General features: G+C 54.1%; 14 protein-coding genes. 8 read left to right on the forward strand and 6 right to left on the reverse strand.

The annotated features are described in order from the left end of the window. The 5 genes from P6287_RS07005 (at position 1) to rmf (ending at position 5,825) form a co-directional block, all read left to right on the forward strand. Positions 1–1,911, forward strand: coding sequence for an ABC transporter ATP-binding protein (locus P6287_RS07005; protein ID WP_137385513.1), 1,911 nt, complete (start codon positions 1–3; stop codon positions 1,909–1,911). Between the two features lie 15 nt (positions 1,912–1,926). Further along, positions 1,927–3,210, forward strand: a complete 1,284-nt coding sequence (pqiA, locus tag P6287_RS07010; RefSeq protein WP_110865866.1) for a membrane integrity-associated transporter subunit PqiA — start codon at positions 1,927–1,929, stop codon at positions 3,208–3,210. Further along, positions 3,182–4,825, forward strand: a complete 1,644-nt coding sequence (gene pqiB, locus P6287_RS07015) for an intermembrane transport protein PqiB (protein WP_192413831.1) — start codon at positions 3,182–3,184, stop codon at positions 4,823–4,825. Before pqiA ends, pqiB begins: the two co-directional genes overlap by 29 nt. After that, entirely contained in the window at positions 4,822–5,388 is a 567-nt protein-coding gene (gene pqiC, locus P6287_RS07020) for a membrane integrity-associated transporter subunit PqiC (RefSeq protein WP_101760925.1), read from the forward strand. The genes pqiB and pqiC overlap by 4 nt, the downstream gene beginning before the upstream one ends. Positions 5,389–5,657: 269 nt before the next feature. Further along, positions 5,658–5,825: a ribosome modulation factor gene (rmf, locus tag P6287_RS07025; protein ID WP_071531634.1), complete on the forward strand. Its 168-nt coding sequence runs from the start codon at positions 5,658–5,660 to the stop codon at positions 5,823–5,825. 66 nt (positions 5,826–5,891) lie between these two features. Here rmf and fabA read toward each other — a convergent pair whose 3' ends face one another. After that, positions 5,892–6,410: a bifunctional 3-hydroxydecanoyl-ACP dehydratase/trans-2-decenoyl-ACP isomerase gene (gene fabA / locus P6287_RS07030; RefSeq protein WP_101760924.1), complete on the reverse strand. Its 519-nt coding sequence runs from the start codon at positions 6,408–6,410 to the stop codon at positions 5,892–5,894. 67 nt (positions 6,411–6,477) lie between these two features. Further along, positions 6,478–8,340, reverse strand: a complete 1,863-nt coding sequence (locus P6287_RS07035) for a Lon protease family protein (RefSeq protein WP_277974713.1) — start codon at positions 8,338–8,340, stop codon at positions 6,478–6,480. 53 nt (positions 8,341–8,393) lie between these two features. Here P6287_RS07035 and matP point away from each other — a divergent pair, with 53 nt between their 5' ends. Further along, positions 8,394–8,861, forward strand: coding sequence for a macrodomain Ter protein MatP (gene matP / locus P6287_RS07040; protein WP_008101445.1), 468 nt, complete (start codon positions 8,394–8,396; stop codon positions 8,859–8,861). 73 nt (positions 8,862–8,934) lie between these two features. Here the strand turns inward: matP and ompA are convergent, their stop codons facing one another. Both ompA and sulA read right to left on the reverse strand, forming a co-directional pair. Continuing rightward, positions 8,935–10,005, reverse strand: a complete 1,071-nt coding sequence (ompA, locus tag P6287_RS07045; RefSeq protein WP_101760922.1) for a porin OmpA — start codon at positions 10,003–10,005, stop codon at positions 8,935–8,937. 349 nt (positions 10,006–10,354) lie between these two features. Beyond that, positions 10,355–10,846 carry an SOS-induced cell division inhibitor SulA gene (gene sulA, locus P6287_RS07050; protein WP_101760921.1) on the reverse strand — a complete coding sequence of 164 codons (492 nt, stop codon included), beginning with the start codon at positions 10,844–10,846 and terminating at the stop codon, positions 10,355–10,357. A 222-nt stretch (positions 10,847–11,068) separates the two neighbouring features. On the opposite strand from sulA, the gene P6287_RS07055 reads away from it, so the two are divergent. Continuing rightward, entirely contained in the window at positions 11,069–11,698 is a 630-nt protein-coding gene (locus P6287_RS07055) for a TfoX/Sxy family DNA transformation protein (RefSeq protein WP_277974914.1), read from the forward strand. Here P6287_RS07055 and yccS read toward each other — a convergent pair. Both yccS and P6287_RS07065 read right to left on the reverse strand, forming a co-directional pair. Continuing rightward, positions 11,695–13,833, reverse strand: coding sequence for a YccS family putative transporter (yccS, locus tag P6287_RS07060; RefSeq protein ID WP_277974714.1), 2,139 nt, complete (start codon positions 13,831–13,833; stop codon positions 11,695–11,697). The genes P6287_RS07055 and yccS overlap by 4 nt on opposite strands. A 9-nt stretch (positions 13,834–13,842) precedes the next feature. Beyond that, the gene (locus P6287_RS07065) at positions 13,843–14,286 is read right to left on the reverse strand and encodes a YccF domain-containing protein (protein ID WP_008101434.1); all 444 of its coding nucleotides are present in this window, start codon (positions 14,284–14,286) and stop codon (positions 13,843–13,845) included. 123 nt (positions 14,287–14,409) lie between these two features. On the opposite strand from P6287_RS07065, the gene helD reads away from it, so the two are divergent. Beyond that, entirely contained in the window at positions 14,410–16,464 is a 2,055-nt protein-coding gene (gene helD / locus P6287_RS07070; protein WP_277974715.1) for a DNA helicase IV, read from the forward strand.

The following is a 16,464-nucleotide window of genomic DNA, read 5'->3' on the forward strand; positions in this document are numbered from 1 at the left end:
ATGTCACTGATCAGTATCCATGGCGCTTACCTCTCGTTCAGCGATGCGCCGCTGTTGGATAACACCGAACTGCATATCGAAGAGGGCGAACGCGTCTGTCTGGTTGGCCGTAACGGCGCCGGTAAATCGACGCTGATGAAAATCATCAACGGCGAACAGCCGCTGGATGACGGCCGCATCATTTATGAGCAGGATTTGGTGGTGGCGCGTCTGCAACAGGATCCGCCACGCAACATTACCGGTTCTGTTTATGACTTCGTTGCCGAAGGCGTGGCCGAGCAGGCGGAGCATCTCAAGGCTTATCACGCGATTTCCCATCTGGTGATGGAAGATCCGAGCGAGAAGAACCTGAACGAGATGGGTCGTTTGCAAACCATCCTTGACCATCAGAATCTGTGGCAGCTGGATAGCCGCATCAACGACGTGCTGCAGCAGATTGGTCTGGATGCGGATACCGAGTTGTCTTCGCTGTCTGGCGGCTGGCTGCGTAAAGCGGCGTTGGGCCGCGCGCTGGTGAGCAACCCGCGCGTATTGATGCTCGACGAACCGACCAACCACCTTGATATCGAAACCATTGATTGGCTGGAAACGTTCCTCAAGACATTCACTGGCAGCATCATCTTCATTTCGCATGACCGTTCGTTTATTCGCAACATGGCGACGCGCATTGTCGATCTTGATCGCGGCAAGCTGGTTTCCTGGCCGGGCAACTACGATCTGTTCCTGACCGGCAAAGAAGAAGCGCTGCGTGTCGAAGAGATGCAGAACGCCGAGTTTGACCGCAAGCTGGCGCAGGAAGAAGTGTGGATCCGTCAGGGCATCAAAGCGCGCCGCACGCGTAACGAAGGCCGTGTACGTGCCTTGAAAGCGCTGCGTAACGAGCGCTCTGCACGTCGTGAAGTGATGGGCAAAGCCAATATGCAAGTCGGCGAAGCGGCACGTTCAGGTAAAATCGTGTTTGAGATGGAAGATGTCAATTACAGCGTGGGTGGCAAAACCCTGGTGAAAGACTTCTCTACTCAGGTGCAGCGTGGCGACAAAATCGCCCTGATTGGCCCGAACGGTTGCGGTAAAACCACCTTGCTGCGTTTGATGCTGGATCAGCTGAAAGCCGACAGCGGCCGCGTGCATTGCGGTACCAAGCTGGAAATCGCTTACTTCGATCAGCACCGCGCTGAGCTGGATCCGGATCGTACCGTAATGGATAACCTCGCTGAAGGTAAACAGGAAGTGATGGTTAACGGCAAACCGCGCCACGTGCTCGGTTACCTGCAGGACTTCCTGTTCCATCCGAAACGCGCCATGACGCCGGTGCGCGCCTTGTCCGGCGGTGAGCGTAACCGCCTGCTGCTGGCGCGTCTGTTCCTCAAGCCAAGCAACCTGCTGATTCTTGATGAACCGACCAACGACCTTGACGTCGAAACGCTGGAATTGCTGGAAGAGCTGGTGGATGGTTATCAGGGCACCGTGATGCTGGTGAGCCACGACCGTCAATTCGTCGACAACACCGTGACCGAGTGCTGGATCTTTGAAGGCAACGGCGAAATCGGCACCTTTGTCGGTGGCTATCACGATGCTCAGCAGCAGCGCGCAGCCTATAAGCAGGGCAAAGCCTCGCAGGCTAAACCGGCTACACCGGTGAAAACCGCTGAGAAAAGCGACGCCGCCAAACGTCCGGCCAACAAGCTAAGCTATAACCTGGCACGTGAGCTGGAACAGCTGCCACAAAAACTCGAGCAGCTGGAAACCCGCATCGGTGAGTTGCAGGCTAAAATGAGTCATCCAGATTTCTTCAGCCAGCCACACGATAAAACCCAGCCGGTTCTGGATGCGTTAGCGCAAACCGAGCAGGAGCTGGAAGTGGCGTTCGAACGCTGGGAAGAGCTGGAAGCACTGAAAAACGGCGCGTAATCGGAAGGAGTCAGCATGTGTGCAGCGGATCAAGCGCATCAGTGGAGTCTTTGTCCACAGTGTGATTTAACAGTAAAGCTGCCCGCTGTACCGGTTGGCAGCCGTGCGCGTTGCCCGCGTTGTCACACCACGCTGCAAGCCAACTGGCAGGAGCCGCGTCGACGTCCGACCGGCTACGCCTTTTCGGCCCTGTTCATGCTGGTGCTGGCCAATCTGTTTCCTTTCATCAATATGCACGTCGCGGGATTGAGCAGCCAGATATCGCTGCTCGAAATCCCCCAGGTGATGGATCGCGAAGATTACCGCAGCCTGGCAACGCTGTTTCTGCTGTTTGTGCAGGGCATTCCTGCCTTCTGCATGATCACCATTATTCTGCTGGTCAATAACGTCCGCATGCCGCACAACCTGCGGCTTGGGTTGGCGCGCGTGCTGTTTCAGCTGCGTAGCTGGGGCATGGCGGAAATTTTTATGGCCGGCGTGCTGGTCAGTTTCGTTAAGCTGATGGCGTATGGTGAGATTGGCCTCGGCAGCAGTTTTTGGCCGTGGTGTCTGTTCTGCGTGTTGCAATTGCGCGCTTTTCAATGTGTTGATCGCCGTTGGGTGTGGCACCGCATCAATCCGTTACCGCCGCTGCCGAAAACGCCGCTGGCCGGTGTTAGCGGCCTGAAGCAAGGTTTGCGTAGCTGTCCGTGTTGTACCGCGATTCTGCCCGCTGACCAACTGGCGTGCCCGCGTTGTGGTGTGAAGGCGCATGCGCGCCGCAAGCACAGTCTGCAATGGACGCTGGCGCTGCTGATCACCTCGGTGATGCTCTACATTCCCTCGAATATCATGCCGATCATGGTGACCGAAACGCTCGGTTCGCAATATCCTTCGAACATTATGGCCGGGGTAATTTTGCTATGGAGCGACGGTTCGTGGCCGGTGGCGCTGGTGATCTTCATCGCCAGTATCATGGTGCCTTCGCTGAAAATGCTGGCGATTGCCTGGCTGTGCTGGCACGGCAGCGGACGCGGTGGGCGCGATGATGAAAAGATGCACGTGGTTTATGAGGTGGTTGAATTCGTTGGCCGTTGGTCAATGATTGATGTGTTTGTAATCGCCGTCCTCTCTGCGCTGGTGCGGATGGGTCGGCTGATGAGCGTGTATCCTGCGCCGGGCGCGCTGCTGTTTGCCATGGTGGTCATCCTCACCATGTTTGCCGCAATGACCTTTGATCCGCGCCTGCTGTGGGATCGACAACGAGAAACTGAACGTAAGGAGCCGCGTCTTGACGGACAACCATCACGGGACTGCTAAGGTCGACCAGATTAAACGCTGGTCGCCGGTCTGGATTGTACCTATTGTCACGCTGTTAATCGGCGGATGGATTCTTTTTTATCACTTCAGCCATCAGGGCCCGGAAGTGACGCTGATTACCGAAAATGCGGAAGGCATCGAAGCCGGTAAAACCACCATTAAGAGCCGCAGCGTCAACGTCGGTGTGGTGGAAAGCGCGGTTCTGACCGACGATTTGCACCATGTAGAAATTAAAGCGCGTCTTAATTCGGGCATGGAAAAGTTGCTACAGGGCGACAGCGCATTTTGGGTGGTGAAACCGCAAATTGGTCGCGAAGGCATTACCGGATTGGGCACACTGCTTTCCGGTGCCTATATCGAGCTGCAGCCGGGCGCGAAGGGCGATAAGCCGGAACGTTATCAACTGCTGGATGCACCGCCGCTGGCGCCGCCGGATGCCAAAGGCATTCGCATAACACTCGACAGCAAAAAAGCCGGTCAGCTTAATGCGGGCGATCCGGTGCTGTTCCGCGGTTATCGCGTAGGTTCAGTGGAAACCAGCAACTTTGATACCGATAAACGCATGATGACTTATCAGCTGTTTATCTCGGCGCCTTACGATCGCCTGATCACCACCAACGTGCGTTTCTGGAAAGACAGCGGTATTGCTGTCGATATGTCTGCATCAGGCATGCGCGTAGAGATGGGATCGCTCACTACGCTCTTCAGCGGCGGCGTCAGCTTTGATGTGCCGGACGGCGCTGAGCTGGGCCGGGCGGCGGAGAACAAGGCGGAATACCATCTGTACGACGATCAGCGCAGCATCCAGGATTCGCTCTACAGTGCTCATACCGATTTCCTGCTGTTCTTCACCGATTCAATTCGCGGCTTGCAGGTTGGCGCACCGGTTGAGTTCCGCGGCATTCGTTTGGGTACGGTGTCACAAGTGCCTTATATGATTCCGGGCGTGAATCAGGCGCTGAATACGGATTATCGTGTGCCGGTGCTGATTCGCATTGAGCCGGATCGGTTTGTTAATCGCCTGGGCGGAGATTTCAATCTTGAGCAGCATCTGCAGGATGGCAAAAAACGCGGTCTGCGTGCGACGCTGAAAACCGGCAACCTGCTGTCTGGCGCGCTTTTTATCGACCTCGATTTCTACGATAACGCACCGGCGTATCAAGGCCCGAATCAGGTGGCTGGCCTGGAAGTGATTCCAACCGTCAGCGGCGGCCTGGCGCAGATTCAGCAGAAACTGATGGCGGCGCTGGATAAGATCAACGGCTTGCCACTTAATCCAGTGCTGAATGAAGCCACAGGTACCTTGAAAGAGAGCCAGCGCACCCTGCAGCGGCTGCAGAAAACGCTGGATAACCTTAATCAGATCACGGCGAATCCGGCGATGAAAACCCTGCCTTCAGACATGCAGCAAACCCTGCGCGAACTGAACCGCAGCATGAAAGGGCTGCAGCCAGGTTCACCGGCTTACAGCAAGCTGGTGGGCGATATGCAGCGGCTTGATCAGGTACTGCGAGAACTGCAGCCGGTGCTGAAAACGCTGAATAGCAAAAGTAACGCGCTGGTGTTTGAGGCCAAGCCGGGCCAGGATCCACAGCCAAAGAGGGCGAAACAGTGAAAAAAGGGCTAATTATCGGGGCGCTGTTGCTGCTGGCAGGCTGCAGCAGCACCATTGAAAATACCTATTATCAGCTGCCTGCGGGCAGCAATGTGGCGCGCGTTGAAAGTGCCGCGGGCACTGGCCAACCGATGATTTGGGTTGAGCAAGTGACGGTACCGGATTACATGGCGGGCAACGGCCTGGTCTATCAGACCAGCGATGTGAAGTACGTGATTGCAGCCAATAACCTGTGGGCCAGTCCGCTCGATCAACAGTTGCAGCAAACGTTGATCAGTAATCTCAGTAAAGCGCTGCCTGGCCGCCTGGTTGCCGGTGCGCCGCTGGGCGATACGCACGATACGCTGTCGGTAAACGTTACCGGTTTCCAGGGACGCTACGATGGACAAGTGGTGGTGAGTGGCGAATGGTTACTGCAGCATCAAGGACGCCTAATCAAACATGGCTTTAATCTGACGCTGCCGCAAACCGAAGATGGCTATGATGCGCTGGTACGTACTCTGGCTCTCGGCTGGCAGCAAACCGCACAACAAATCGCAAATAGTGTCGTTTCGCTAAATTAAGATTTGTTCGATGCTTATGCTAAGTCCTTGATTTACTGTAGTGTGATCGCAGTCAAATCAGGGGCTTTTTTTATTGCCTAATCAGCCAGATAGACAATCAACTGACAATTCTACATGGCACTTTAACGTCAAAAACATGACATTGGCGTGAATTTTGCGCATTGACCTTTCTTCGGCATCGGGTTAGAACATTACTGTGGTTGAACATTATATCGCCACTCTTTCTTTCCACCCAGATTCCACCAGACCTGAAATGAGGGAAACGAGGCATGAAGAGACAGAAGAGAGACCGCCTGGAACGAGCACATTCACGAGGCTACCAAGCCGGTATTACGGGCCGCTCGAAAGAGATATGCCCTTATCAATTGATCGATGCACGGTCTCACTGGTTGGGAGGTTGGCGTCAAGCCATGGAGGACAGGTCAGCGGTGGCCTAGCACTGCTGGATGTCTAACATTATGGAAGAAACCTCCGCTGCGTGCGGAGGTTTTCATTTGGAAGGATTAGAAAGCTGAGGTGTCTTTGAACAGACCCACTTTCAAATCGGTCGCAGAGTAAATCAGGTTCCCGTCAACGAAGACTTCGCCATCTGCCACGCCCATCACCAGTTTACGGTTAATCACACGTTTGAAGTGAATTTTATAGGTCACTTTTTTGGCGGTAGGCAGGACTTGTCCAGTGAACTTCACTTCACCCACGCCCAACGCGCGGCCTTTACCTTCTGCGCCCAGCCAGCCGAGGTAGAAACCTACCAGCTGCCACATCGCATCGAGGCCGAGGCAACCCGGCATTACCGGATCGCCAATGAAGTGGCAGTCAAAGAACCACAGGTCAGGGCGGATATCCAGTTCGGCTTCGACGAAACCTTTATCGAATTTACCGCCGTCTTCGGTCATTTTGACCACGCGGTCCATCATCAACATGTTGTTGGATGGAAGCGGCGGTCCATTTTCGCCAAACAGTTCGCCGCGACCCGAGGCAATCAGGTCTTCTTTACTATAGGATTCGCGTTTATCTACCATGTTCTCAATATGCCTTCTTTTAGTGAAGCCCGAATATTAGCGAACAGTTGTACGCTGAGCAATGTTATCAGCTGTGGTTGAACCAGTTGAGCCAACGTAGTGGCCACGGACGCAGGCGAGCTTCCTGCTGGTTCAGCTGGGTAATACGTTCCTGAATGGTGCTAAGCAGAGATTCGCCGCTTTCACTCTGCCAGGCAATGCCGGTCAGCAGCGGCAACGCTTCATCTACGCTCTCAATGGCCCAAAGATGGAATTGTCCGGCCTTAACCGCTTCCACAACATCCTGATTCAGACTGAGATGGCGCGCGTTACTGGCAGGGAAAATGACACCTTGCTTGCCGGTCAATTCACGTGAATGACAGATTTGGAAGAAGCCTTCAATTTTTTCGTTCAGGCCGCCGACGGGCTGCACGTTACCAAACTGATCAACTGAGCCGGTCACCGCAATCTGCTGGTTAACCGGCTGATTAGCCAGCGCACTGATTAACGCACAGAGCTCGGCCAGCGAGGCGCTGTCGCCATCCACTTCGGAATAGGATTGTTCAAACACCAGTGAAGCGGAGAAGGGCAGCTGTTGCTCCAGCTCCAGCTCGGCAATCAGGTAGGCTTGCATAATCATCATGCCTTTCGCATGGATGTTGCCACCTAATTCGGCTTTGCGCTCCACATCGGTGAACTCGCCATCGCCCGGATGTACCACACAGGTAATGCGTGAAGGTTCTCCCCACGGACGCGGATGGCCTGGGAACTCAACCACCGAAAGGCCGTTGATTTGCCCAACCACTTCGCCTTCGGTTTCAATCATGATCTGATTAAGCAGGATTTCATCACGCATGCGATCGGCGAGGAAGCCTTCACGCCATTGGCGCGCTTCCAGCGCTTCTTTCAATGCTTCGCCATTGATGCAGTCGCCATGCAGCGCCGCTTCTTGCAGCTGGCGACGCAGCCAGCGCGGGCAAAGCGGCAACGTGTCTTGATCACCGGTCATGCGTGCTGCTTCGGTGATCAATAATGGCCAGAAATCGGCTTCAGGCTGCGCTAATCCGGCTTGTTCGGCTTGCGTTAGCGTCCACTGGCACCATGACGTCATGTCATCTTCGTCGAGAATTTGTAAGCTCTCTTCGAATTCGCTATACAGCGCCATCTCATGAACTTCGACGTCCATTTCCTGGAAGGCGGCCAGTGCATCACGGTCGCCACACAGTACCAGACGCAGTTGCAACGGTAGCGGGGGAATGGCGACGGGCAATGGTTGACGCTCATCCTGTGAATACCAATCGAAGCGACCTTGCTCAATACACTTACGCAAACGCAGCCACAGCAGCGGCTGAGCCAGTAAAGTGTTGACCGCAAGAATCAACGTACCGCCATTGGCGCGATGCAGTAAGCCCGGTTCAGGCTGCACACGGTCTTTATATTGACGTACGCAACCGAACAACTGTTCAGCTTCAATCCAGTCGGCGAAATGCACGCCGCCCTGGCTGGTGAAGGGGCGATTGATATCGGTTGGCGGTAGAAGACTGACGGTATCGCCCATCACATGATAGTCGCCACCGTAAAGAGAAATCTCATCCGGCTGGAAACGTTGCGCCGCATCGGCGATGCAGGCCAGGTAATCGCTGTTTTCCTGACTGCGTAACAGCAGCAGCGGAAAACCCAGGGTTTGATGATGCAAATGCGCCAGCGCATTCAGCAGACGCGGCTGAACCGCGGCAAGACTATCGCAATCTTCCAGTGAGACGTTCGAGAAAATGGATTGGTAGCGGTCGCTATCCGGCTGCAGGGCTTGCCACGTAATTTGAGTGCTGGTCAAAATATTCGCATTAGTCTGATTTAGGAAAAGCGCGATTATACAGGAATCAACCTGGTTAATCACGGCGGAGTTCCGGCCCGGATTGTGACGGCTGCAACATGTTTTTCCTTGCTGCATCCAGGAAAAAAGCTGTTATTCTTAGTTTGTTACGTGATCACGATGAGATTCCGATGAAATACCAGCAACTCGAAAATCTTGAAAGTGGATGGAAGTGGAAATACCTGGTGAAAAAGCATCGGGAGGGTGAACTGATCACCCGTCATCTTGAGCTTAGTGCGGCGCAAGCTGCGGTCGATACATTGTTGTCGATGGAAAACAGCCCGGTTGAGGTTAACGAGTGGATCGCCCAGCACATTCATCCAGATTTGGAGAATCGTCTCAAGCAGACGATACGTGCACGTCGTAAACGTCACTTTAATGCTGAGCATCAGCACACGCGTAAGAAATCGATCGATCTGGAATATCTTGTGTGGCAGCGTCTGGCAGGATTGGCGCAGCGTCGCAGTAATACGCTGTCAGAAACCATAGTTCAGTTAATTGAAGATGCTGAACGCAAAGAGAAGTACGCCAGCCAGATGTCTACGCTGAAGCAAGATCTGCAGGCGATCCTCGGAAATGGTGGCTCGGAAAAAGAGTAGAATCCTTTTCGTTCTCATTACATTCAGCCATAAAAAAACCCCGCCTTAGCGGGGTTTTTTACTGCGTGATAACTTAAGCCTGTGGCTGAGTTACAACGTCTTTGATACCTTTCACGTCGATTTCAACGCGACGGTCTGGCGCCAGGCAGTCGATCAGGGCATTGCGGCCTTTCACGCTGTCACAGGTGTTGCCAGTAACTGGGTTGGATTCGCCCATACCGCGTGCAGAGATCTTGTTAGAAGGGATACCTTTAGATACCAGGTAATCAACTACAGATTGCGCGCGCTTCTCAGACAGTTTCTGGTTGTACTGCTCTGAACCGATGCGATCGGTGAAGCCCAGTACTACAACAGAGCCGTCTTTCGGATCCATTGAGCTCAGCTGGCTGTACAGCTGATCAAGAGCCTGCTGACCTTCTGGCTTCAGAGTAGATTTGTTGAAGGTGAACAGAACGTCAGACTTCAGGGTGAAACGCTTGGTTTCAACAACTGGCGCTGGAGCTGGAGCCGGAGCTACAACTGGCGCTGCATCTTCATCCTGACCGAAACGGTAAGAAACGCCTACGCTCAGCATGCTGTTGTCTGGACGTGCACCAACGGTACCTGCGTCACCGATGTTGTTAACCCACTGGTAGTCCAGGCGAGTTGCCCAGTTTTTGGTCAGTGCGTATTCAACACCAACAGCAGCCAGCGGAGAGACGCCGGTGTCGTGGTCGCTGATGCGGCCAGTAGTTGGGTTGGTCTGAGTAGAGTCAGCACGCCATACCATTCCACCCAGACGGGTGTAGACATCGAAGTCTTCGGTGATTGGGTAGCTCAGTTTAGCAGCCAGCTGAACGCCTTGTGCTTTGAATGCGCCATTGGTCACGGTGCCTTTGTTAGGCATACGGCCCAACCAGTCGTAGCCCAGCTCGAAGCCCAGGTACGGGTTCGCCTGATAACCCAGGAATGCACCAGCACCCAGCTGAGATTCATGAGTTGGACCGTTGTTGTTCTCATAACCGTTACCGTAGTAACCAGTATCGTGATACTGAGACCAGCCCAGTTTAGCACCGGTGTACCAGGTGTTATCTTTAGGTGCGGCCTGCGCTACGGTAGCGAAGCCAGCCAGTGCCACTGCAATTGCGATAGCTGTCTTTTTCATTTTTGCGCCTCGTTATCATCCAAATAGGCAATGAGCAAAAAGGTTGCTCTTTGTGTTAATCCTTCGCCGGGTCTAAACGCTCGCTTTTGACTCTACCGAAAAAACGGAGGTTATTGAGCACCCTGGCGAGCTAAAGTCTACAACGAGATTGGAAACTTACAAGTATGATGTGACGCCGGGCAGCAAAAAAACAGCGATTTATACACACATTTTAACAAAACATATGGCTAAATCTTCGGTCTTAGAAAACAAAAAAGCGTCTAAGCCATTGTCATAGCTGGCGGGAAAAGAATCAGTAGCTTAGATGCAACTTTTGCAAAAAAAATGCTGAGAAAATTCCTGGATTTACTTAATGAAACAAATCTGAGGGAATTTTTGACGCATTAGGTTGTCTGGAATGAGCATATTGACGTCCCTGTGGACGCAAAATCAGACCGAGTGCTTCACCTTCCGCCGCTGCTTGTTCCAATTCTAAACGCTCTTCATCACTCAATTCGTACGGAATCCAGGCAAGCACGACGCTGTAGTTACCTGTACGTAATGCCTTCACCATACTTTCAACGGTGTTAAAACGCTCAGATTCGGTGATATGCATACTCTTTTCTAACGGCAATCCCGACTGCTGCATCCAGCTACGATTTAGCTTATGAGCCGGAGTGAGCCACAGCTGCCAGCGCGATTGCTCGCTCAACTGTTTTAGTACCGGAAGCAGCATAAGTTGCATCATTTCAGGTTGTTCGCTGGAGCGCAGTTCAGTGATTCCACCCAGCGAAGGTTGCGCTAAGCCAGGTGAAGCGAAACGATGTGAACGATCAGCAGGGCCAGAGAAATGAGTACGCATAATTTAATCACTCAGTAATGAACTGTATGGATGTACAGTAATGACTTCCTGGATAAAGATCAACCTCAATTTCTGAAAACGCCTCGCAATTTCTGCACAAGATCCCGCACTCCTGCTTTTATTCATTGAACAGCTAAATCGTTTTTTTTATCTTCTAACCAGATGAATCTGCGAGCTTTTATAGGAAATTTCCCGCGCATGGAATCCATTGAAGGGGGCGTTATGAAGAGATTTAACCCGGTAGTTGAGCAATCGAAAGCGCAGTTGGCGGCATTAGGTAAAATTGAATCGCGTACGCAATTTGGGGGGTATGCGCTGACTATTGAGAAGGTGATTTTTGCTTATATCAATGAAGATGCGCTTTATCTCCGAGCCAGCGAGGCGCTTCACGTCTATAACGCACAGCGTTCACTCGAACCGCTGATTTACCGCAAGCGTGGCGTGCCGGTGACCTTAAGCTACTTCAAAGTAGATACACAGTTATGGCAAAACCCCGAACAATTATTGCAGTTATCGGCTAGCTCATTGCGCGCCGCACAGGAGGAAGCGGCTACCAGACTTGTCTCGCTGCGATTGAAAGATCTGCCGAATTTAAGCCTGCGACTGGAGCTGATGCTGCATAAGGTGGGGATCAGTTCGGTGCGGTTACTGTGTGAAACAGGATCGCGACAAAGCTGGCTGAAACTACGCGCGGTCAATAAGCACATTGGGTTAAAAACGCTGTTGGCGCTGGAAGGTGCAATATCAGGACATCATGAGGCGGCGTTACCCAGCGCCATCAGGCAAGAGCTCTACGCCTGGTATCTAAAAATGCTCCGCCAGCATGCGGCGGCGGAGCATCAGCAGCCTTAATCGTTGACGAGGGTGCGGCGTAGACGGGCAATTTCGGGCAGCAGCGCGACCAACAATCCTAATTGCTGAATCACTAATGGTGCGCGTGTATCCGGGCTGTTTTTCATCTCGCTCATGCGCTGCATTAGCGCCTGCTGCATCTCTGTGGCTTGCGCATCCGTAACCTGATCGATCTGCAGCACATCTTCTATGAAGCAGACCGCGTCATCTAGTAAGGTCAGCAAGGTACTATCTGCCAGCTGTTCGCGATGCGCTCCCAGCGCCGAGATATAGCTGAGGAAGGAGTGGTTCAGACACAGCAGTCGAAACGCATTCTCACGTAGCGGTTGTTGTAGCTTAAGTTCACCACTAATGTTTGACACCACTGACGCTAGCTCAGCATCGGCGTTATGCGCATCGCGACGTGCCACGCGATAAGCCAGGCTATTGTCCTTGCCTTGATGGTATTGCTCCATAATCGCATCCAGATAGCGGCAGTTGGCATCCAACGTTCGATCGGCAACGGCGGTGATTTTGCGAAAACGCCAGTCGGGCCAGACAAATGCCACGGCTAGCCATGCCAGGCCACAGCCAAGCAAGGTATCCACCACGCGCGGTAGCGCCACTTCAAAGCCTTCGCCGAGCAAATTGAAGCACAGCAGAACCAGCAAGGTGATAAACAACGTGGCTTGCGCATATTGAACCTGGCGGAATGCGAAGAACAGCACGCCGCTCAGCACGATCAGCACCAGCTGACCTTCAATCGAGGGCACCAGCCACAAGACCGGCAGGCCGATGGCGATGCCGGCTAAGGTACCGCCAATACGCAAGGCGAGGCGTCGTCGGGTGGCGTTGTAATTGGGCTGGCAGACGAACAGGCTGGTCAGCAAGATCCAGTAACCGCGATCGACGCCGGTGATTTGAATAAAGGCGTAGCCAACACACAGCACTAGCGACATACGCACTGCATGGCGGAACAGGGCCGATTGTGGGCTGAGATGGCGACTCAGGCGTAAGCGGATATCCGCCCAGCCGCTGAGCCCTTCCCGTGACAGATGGTGATCGCTCTGCGGGGACGGTGCGGCCAGCATCTGCTCTGACTCAATCGATGCCAGTTGCGCATCAATGGCACGCAGATTACGCAGCAGCCAGAACAGTGCGTGAATGTGTGGATCCTGCGGCTCGTTCTGCTGAAGGCGTTGCAGCGCGGTTTCCAGCCGTTCAAAGGTGCGTTCAAAATGGCTGTCGTGATGCCACGGCTGACGCAGCAAAATGGTCTCCGCCAGTTGCCGACACGCGCGCGCTTGCATGTTCATCAGGCGCTGGAAACGGAACAGCACTTCGTTGTAACGCCAGTTATCACGCAGCAAATGATATTGCAGATGCGAGGAGCTGGCGCGTTCATGGATATCCTGCGCGACAAAATAGTAGTGCAGGCTGCGACGCGTGCTGCGTGAACCGCGGTCGCCACGCAAACGACTTTGAATGGTGCTTTTAGTGAGATTGAGCTGGGCCACCAACTGGCTGTTGACCATCGCCGTGGCAACCAGCGTAGCGTCATCCTGATCGCCGCCATCGGGATCAAACAGGTTTGCTTTGGCTTCAAGATAGCGCGCCAGCTGGGAAAAACTGCCTGCCAGCTGTTCCTGCACCGGGCGCACCGGAAACATCAAATGACCAACAAAGGTCAGCAAGTTGTACCAAAGGGCACCGATCAACAGCAGCGCTGGCTGCATCCACCACTGCGGGAACAAGCCGATGCCCAGCATGGTATAAACCGCAATCAGCAGCGCACCAAAGGCGATGGTGGCATAACGCTGTCCCAGCGCACCGAGCAAAATAAAGCCCCAGCTGGAAAGCGCCAGACCTAGAGCAAACGCCCACGGATGGGGGAACAGCAGTTCCACCGACACCGAAGCAATACAGAAACACACCAGGGTGATCAACAGATTGCGTACGCGCCCAATCCAGCGATCGTCGAGATCCGCCAGCGCCGCGGCGACCACGCCCAGCGTCAGCGGAATGGTCCACTCGATTTGGTGCAGCCACCACGGCACCGCCGCGCATCCGGTCAAAGCAAAGAAGATGCGCAGCAAATAGCGCAGGCTGCTGTTGAACAGATAACGTCGCCAGCCTGGCAAGGCGTCATGAATCATTGAACGGCCTCAGTAGCGGCGACGCGCATTGGCTTCACGCGCGGCCTGCGCTTCTTCTACGGAGACCACGCGACGGCCAACCGGCCACAGCGCAATCGCGGCAATTTTGAAGTTGGCGATGCCAACAGGAATGCCGATGATGGTCAGACACTGCACGATACCGGCCGAGATATGCGCCAGACACAACCACCAGCCAAACAGTATCAGCCAGAAAATGTTAAGGAAGGTGCCGCCGGTATTCATCACATGGCTTTTACTGTCGGGACGCAGCACATCGACATGCACCGCTTCGTTGCCAAAGGGCAGCAGAGACAGTTTGGTGATTTCCCAGCAGGAACGCGTCAACGGCAGCGTAAAAATCAGCACGATGCTCACCAGCGTGGCAAACAGCCAGCTGAGGGTAGTGAAAAAGCCGCCGAGAATGAAATTAAGAATGTTAAGTACGGTACGCATAAACGTGTTTTTCCTTTTGCAATCCGCAATATGTGGCGCCAAGTTTAGCTTGTTTTAAGGCTGGAGCGTCAAGAGTCTGACAGGTAAACTGCGCGATATCGAATTCCACATGACGGTGCGGACATGGAGCTGAAAGCAACATCAATGGGTAAACGTCTGGCACAGCATCCCTATAATCGGGTGCGCTTGCTGGCCGCCGGCGTGGAAGTCAGTGGCGATCGCCATGAATATCTGATCCCGTTTAACCAGTTGCTCAACATTGCCTGTAAACGCGGCATGGTATGGGGCGAACTGGAGTTTCTGCTGCCAGACGAGAAAGTGGTGCGCCTTCATGGCACCGAATGGCAGGAAACGCAGCGCTTTTTCCACTATTTGCAGCACGCCTGGCAGCAGTGGAGCCAGGAGATGAGCGAGGTGAGCGCGGAGGTGCTGGTCGCGCTGGAGCAGGAAATCCTCGCCTTCACCCAACAGGATCGCTGGTTGAAACGCAGTGAGCTGAGCGCGGTAAAAGAGAGCATTACACGCCAGTTTTCTGCCTTGCCGTTGCCTCTCGCGCGTATTGCCGAGTTTGATAACTGTCGTGAGCGCTGGGAATTCTGCCAGCAATGGCTGGAGCAGGGTGAAGCGGCGATCCGCCAACGCAATCGCCAATGGACCAGTAAGATCCTCAGCGACTATCACGAATTCTTCTCCACCGTTGAAACCACGCCGCTCAATCCATCGCAATGCGAAGCTGTAGTGAATGGCGAAGACGCGCTGCTGGTGCTGGCGGGCGCGGGCAGTGGCAAAACCTCGGTGCTGGTGGCGCGCGCCGGTTGGCTACTAAAACGCAAGCTGGCGCAAGCGGATCAAATTCTGTTGCTGGCGTTTGGTCGTCAGGCGGCAGAAGAGATGAATGACCGTATTCAAACGCGCCTTGGTGAAAGCGCGATTCAGGCGCGTACCTTCCATGCATTGGCGCTGCATATCATCCGCGAAGGCAGTAACAAACAACCGGTGATCAGCAAGCTGGAAAGCGACAGCAAGGCGCGGCGTCAGTTGCTGATAGAGACCTGGCGTGAGCAGTGCAACAGCAAGAAAGCGCAGGCCAGCGGCTGGCGTCAGTGGTTGCAGGATGAGCTGGAGTGGGAGATTCCCGAAGGTCCCTTTTGGCAAGATGACAAACTGGCGCAGCGCATCGCATCGCGCATGGAGCGCTGGCTGGGCTTGATGCGCATGCACGGCGGCGCGCAGGCGGCAATGATCGCGGATGTGGCAGAAGCGCAGCGCGATAATTTCAGCAAGCGTGTCAAACTGATGGCGCCACTGTTAAAGGCATGGAAAAGCGCGCTGAAAGAGGAGGGCGCGGTCGATTTCTCCGGGCTGATTCACCAGGCGATTGCCATTCTGGAGAAAGGGCGTTTTATCAGCCCGTGGAAGCATATTCTGGTCGATGAGTTTCAGGACATCTCACCGCAGCGAGCCGCACTGCTGACGGCGCTGCGTCAGCAAAACAAGCGAACCAGCCTGTACGCGGTGGGCGATGACTGGCAGGCAATCTATCGCTTTAGCGGTGCCGAAATGAGTTTGACCACCGCGTTCCATCACTATTTCGGCGATGGCGATCGCTGCGTGCTGGATACCACCTATCGCTTTAACGATCGTATTGGTGAGATAGCCAATCGCTTTGTACAACAGAACCCGCATCAGCTGCGCAAGCCGTTGAACAGCTTGTGCAAAGGTAATAAAAAATCGGTGACTTTGCTGCCGCAGGATCAACTGGAAGCGCTGTTCGATAAACTGAGCGGTTATGCCAAACCCGAAGAGCGCGTACTGCTGCTAGCGCGTTACCACCATTTGCGGCCGGCAATCCTCGATAAAGCTAAAACGCGCTGGCCAAAGTTAAAGCTGGATTTCATGACGATTCATGCCAGCAAAGGACAACAGGCGGATTTTGTTGTTGTATTGGGGCTGCATCAGGGACGCGACGGTTTCCCGGCACAAGCGCGGGAATCCATCATGGAAGAGGGTTTGCTGCCGCAGCCGGAAGATTTCCCGGATGCGGAGGAGCGACGGCTGGCGTATGTGGCGATGACGCGTGCGCGCCAGCAGGTGTGGCTGATGTTCGATAAAGATCGGCCTTCGGTATTTGTCGAGCACCTGCGCGAATTAGGTGTGCCACAAAGCCGTAAGGCCTGA

This window comes from Pantoea sp. X85 (assembly GCF_029623675.1).
In the GTDB taxonomy this organism is placed as follows: Bacteria; Pseudomonadota; Gammaproteobacteria; order Enterobacterales; family Enterobacteriaceae; genus Pantoea; species Pantoea leporis.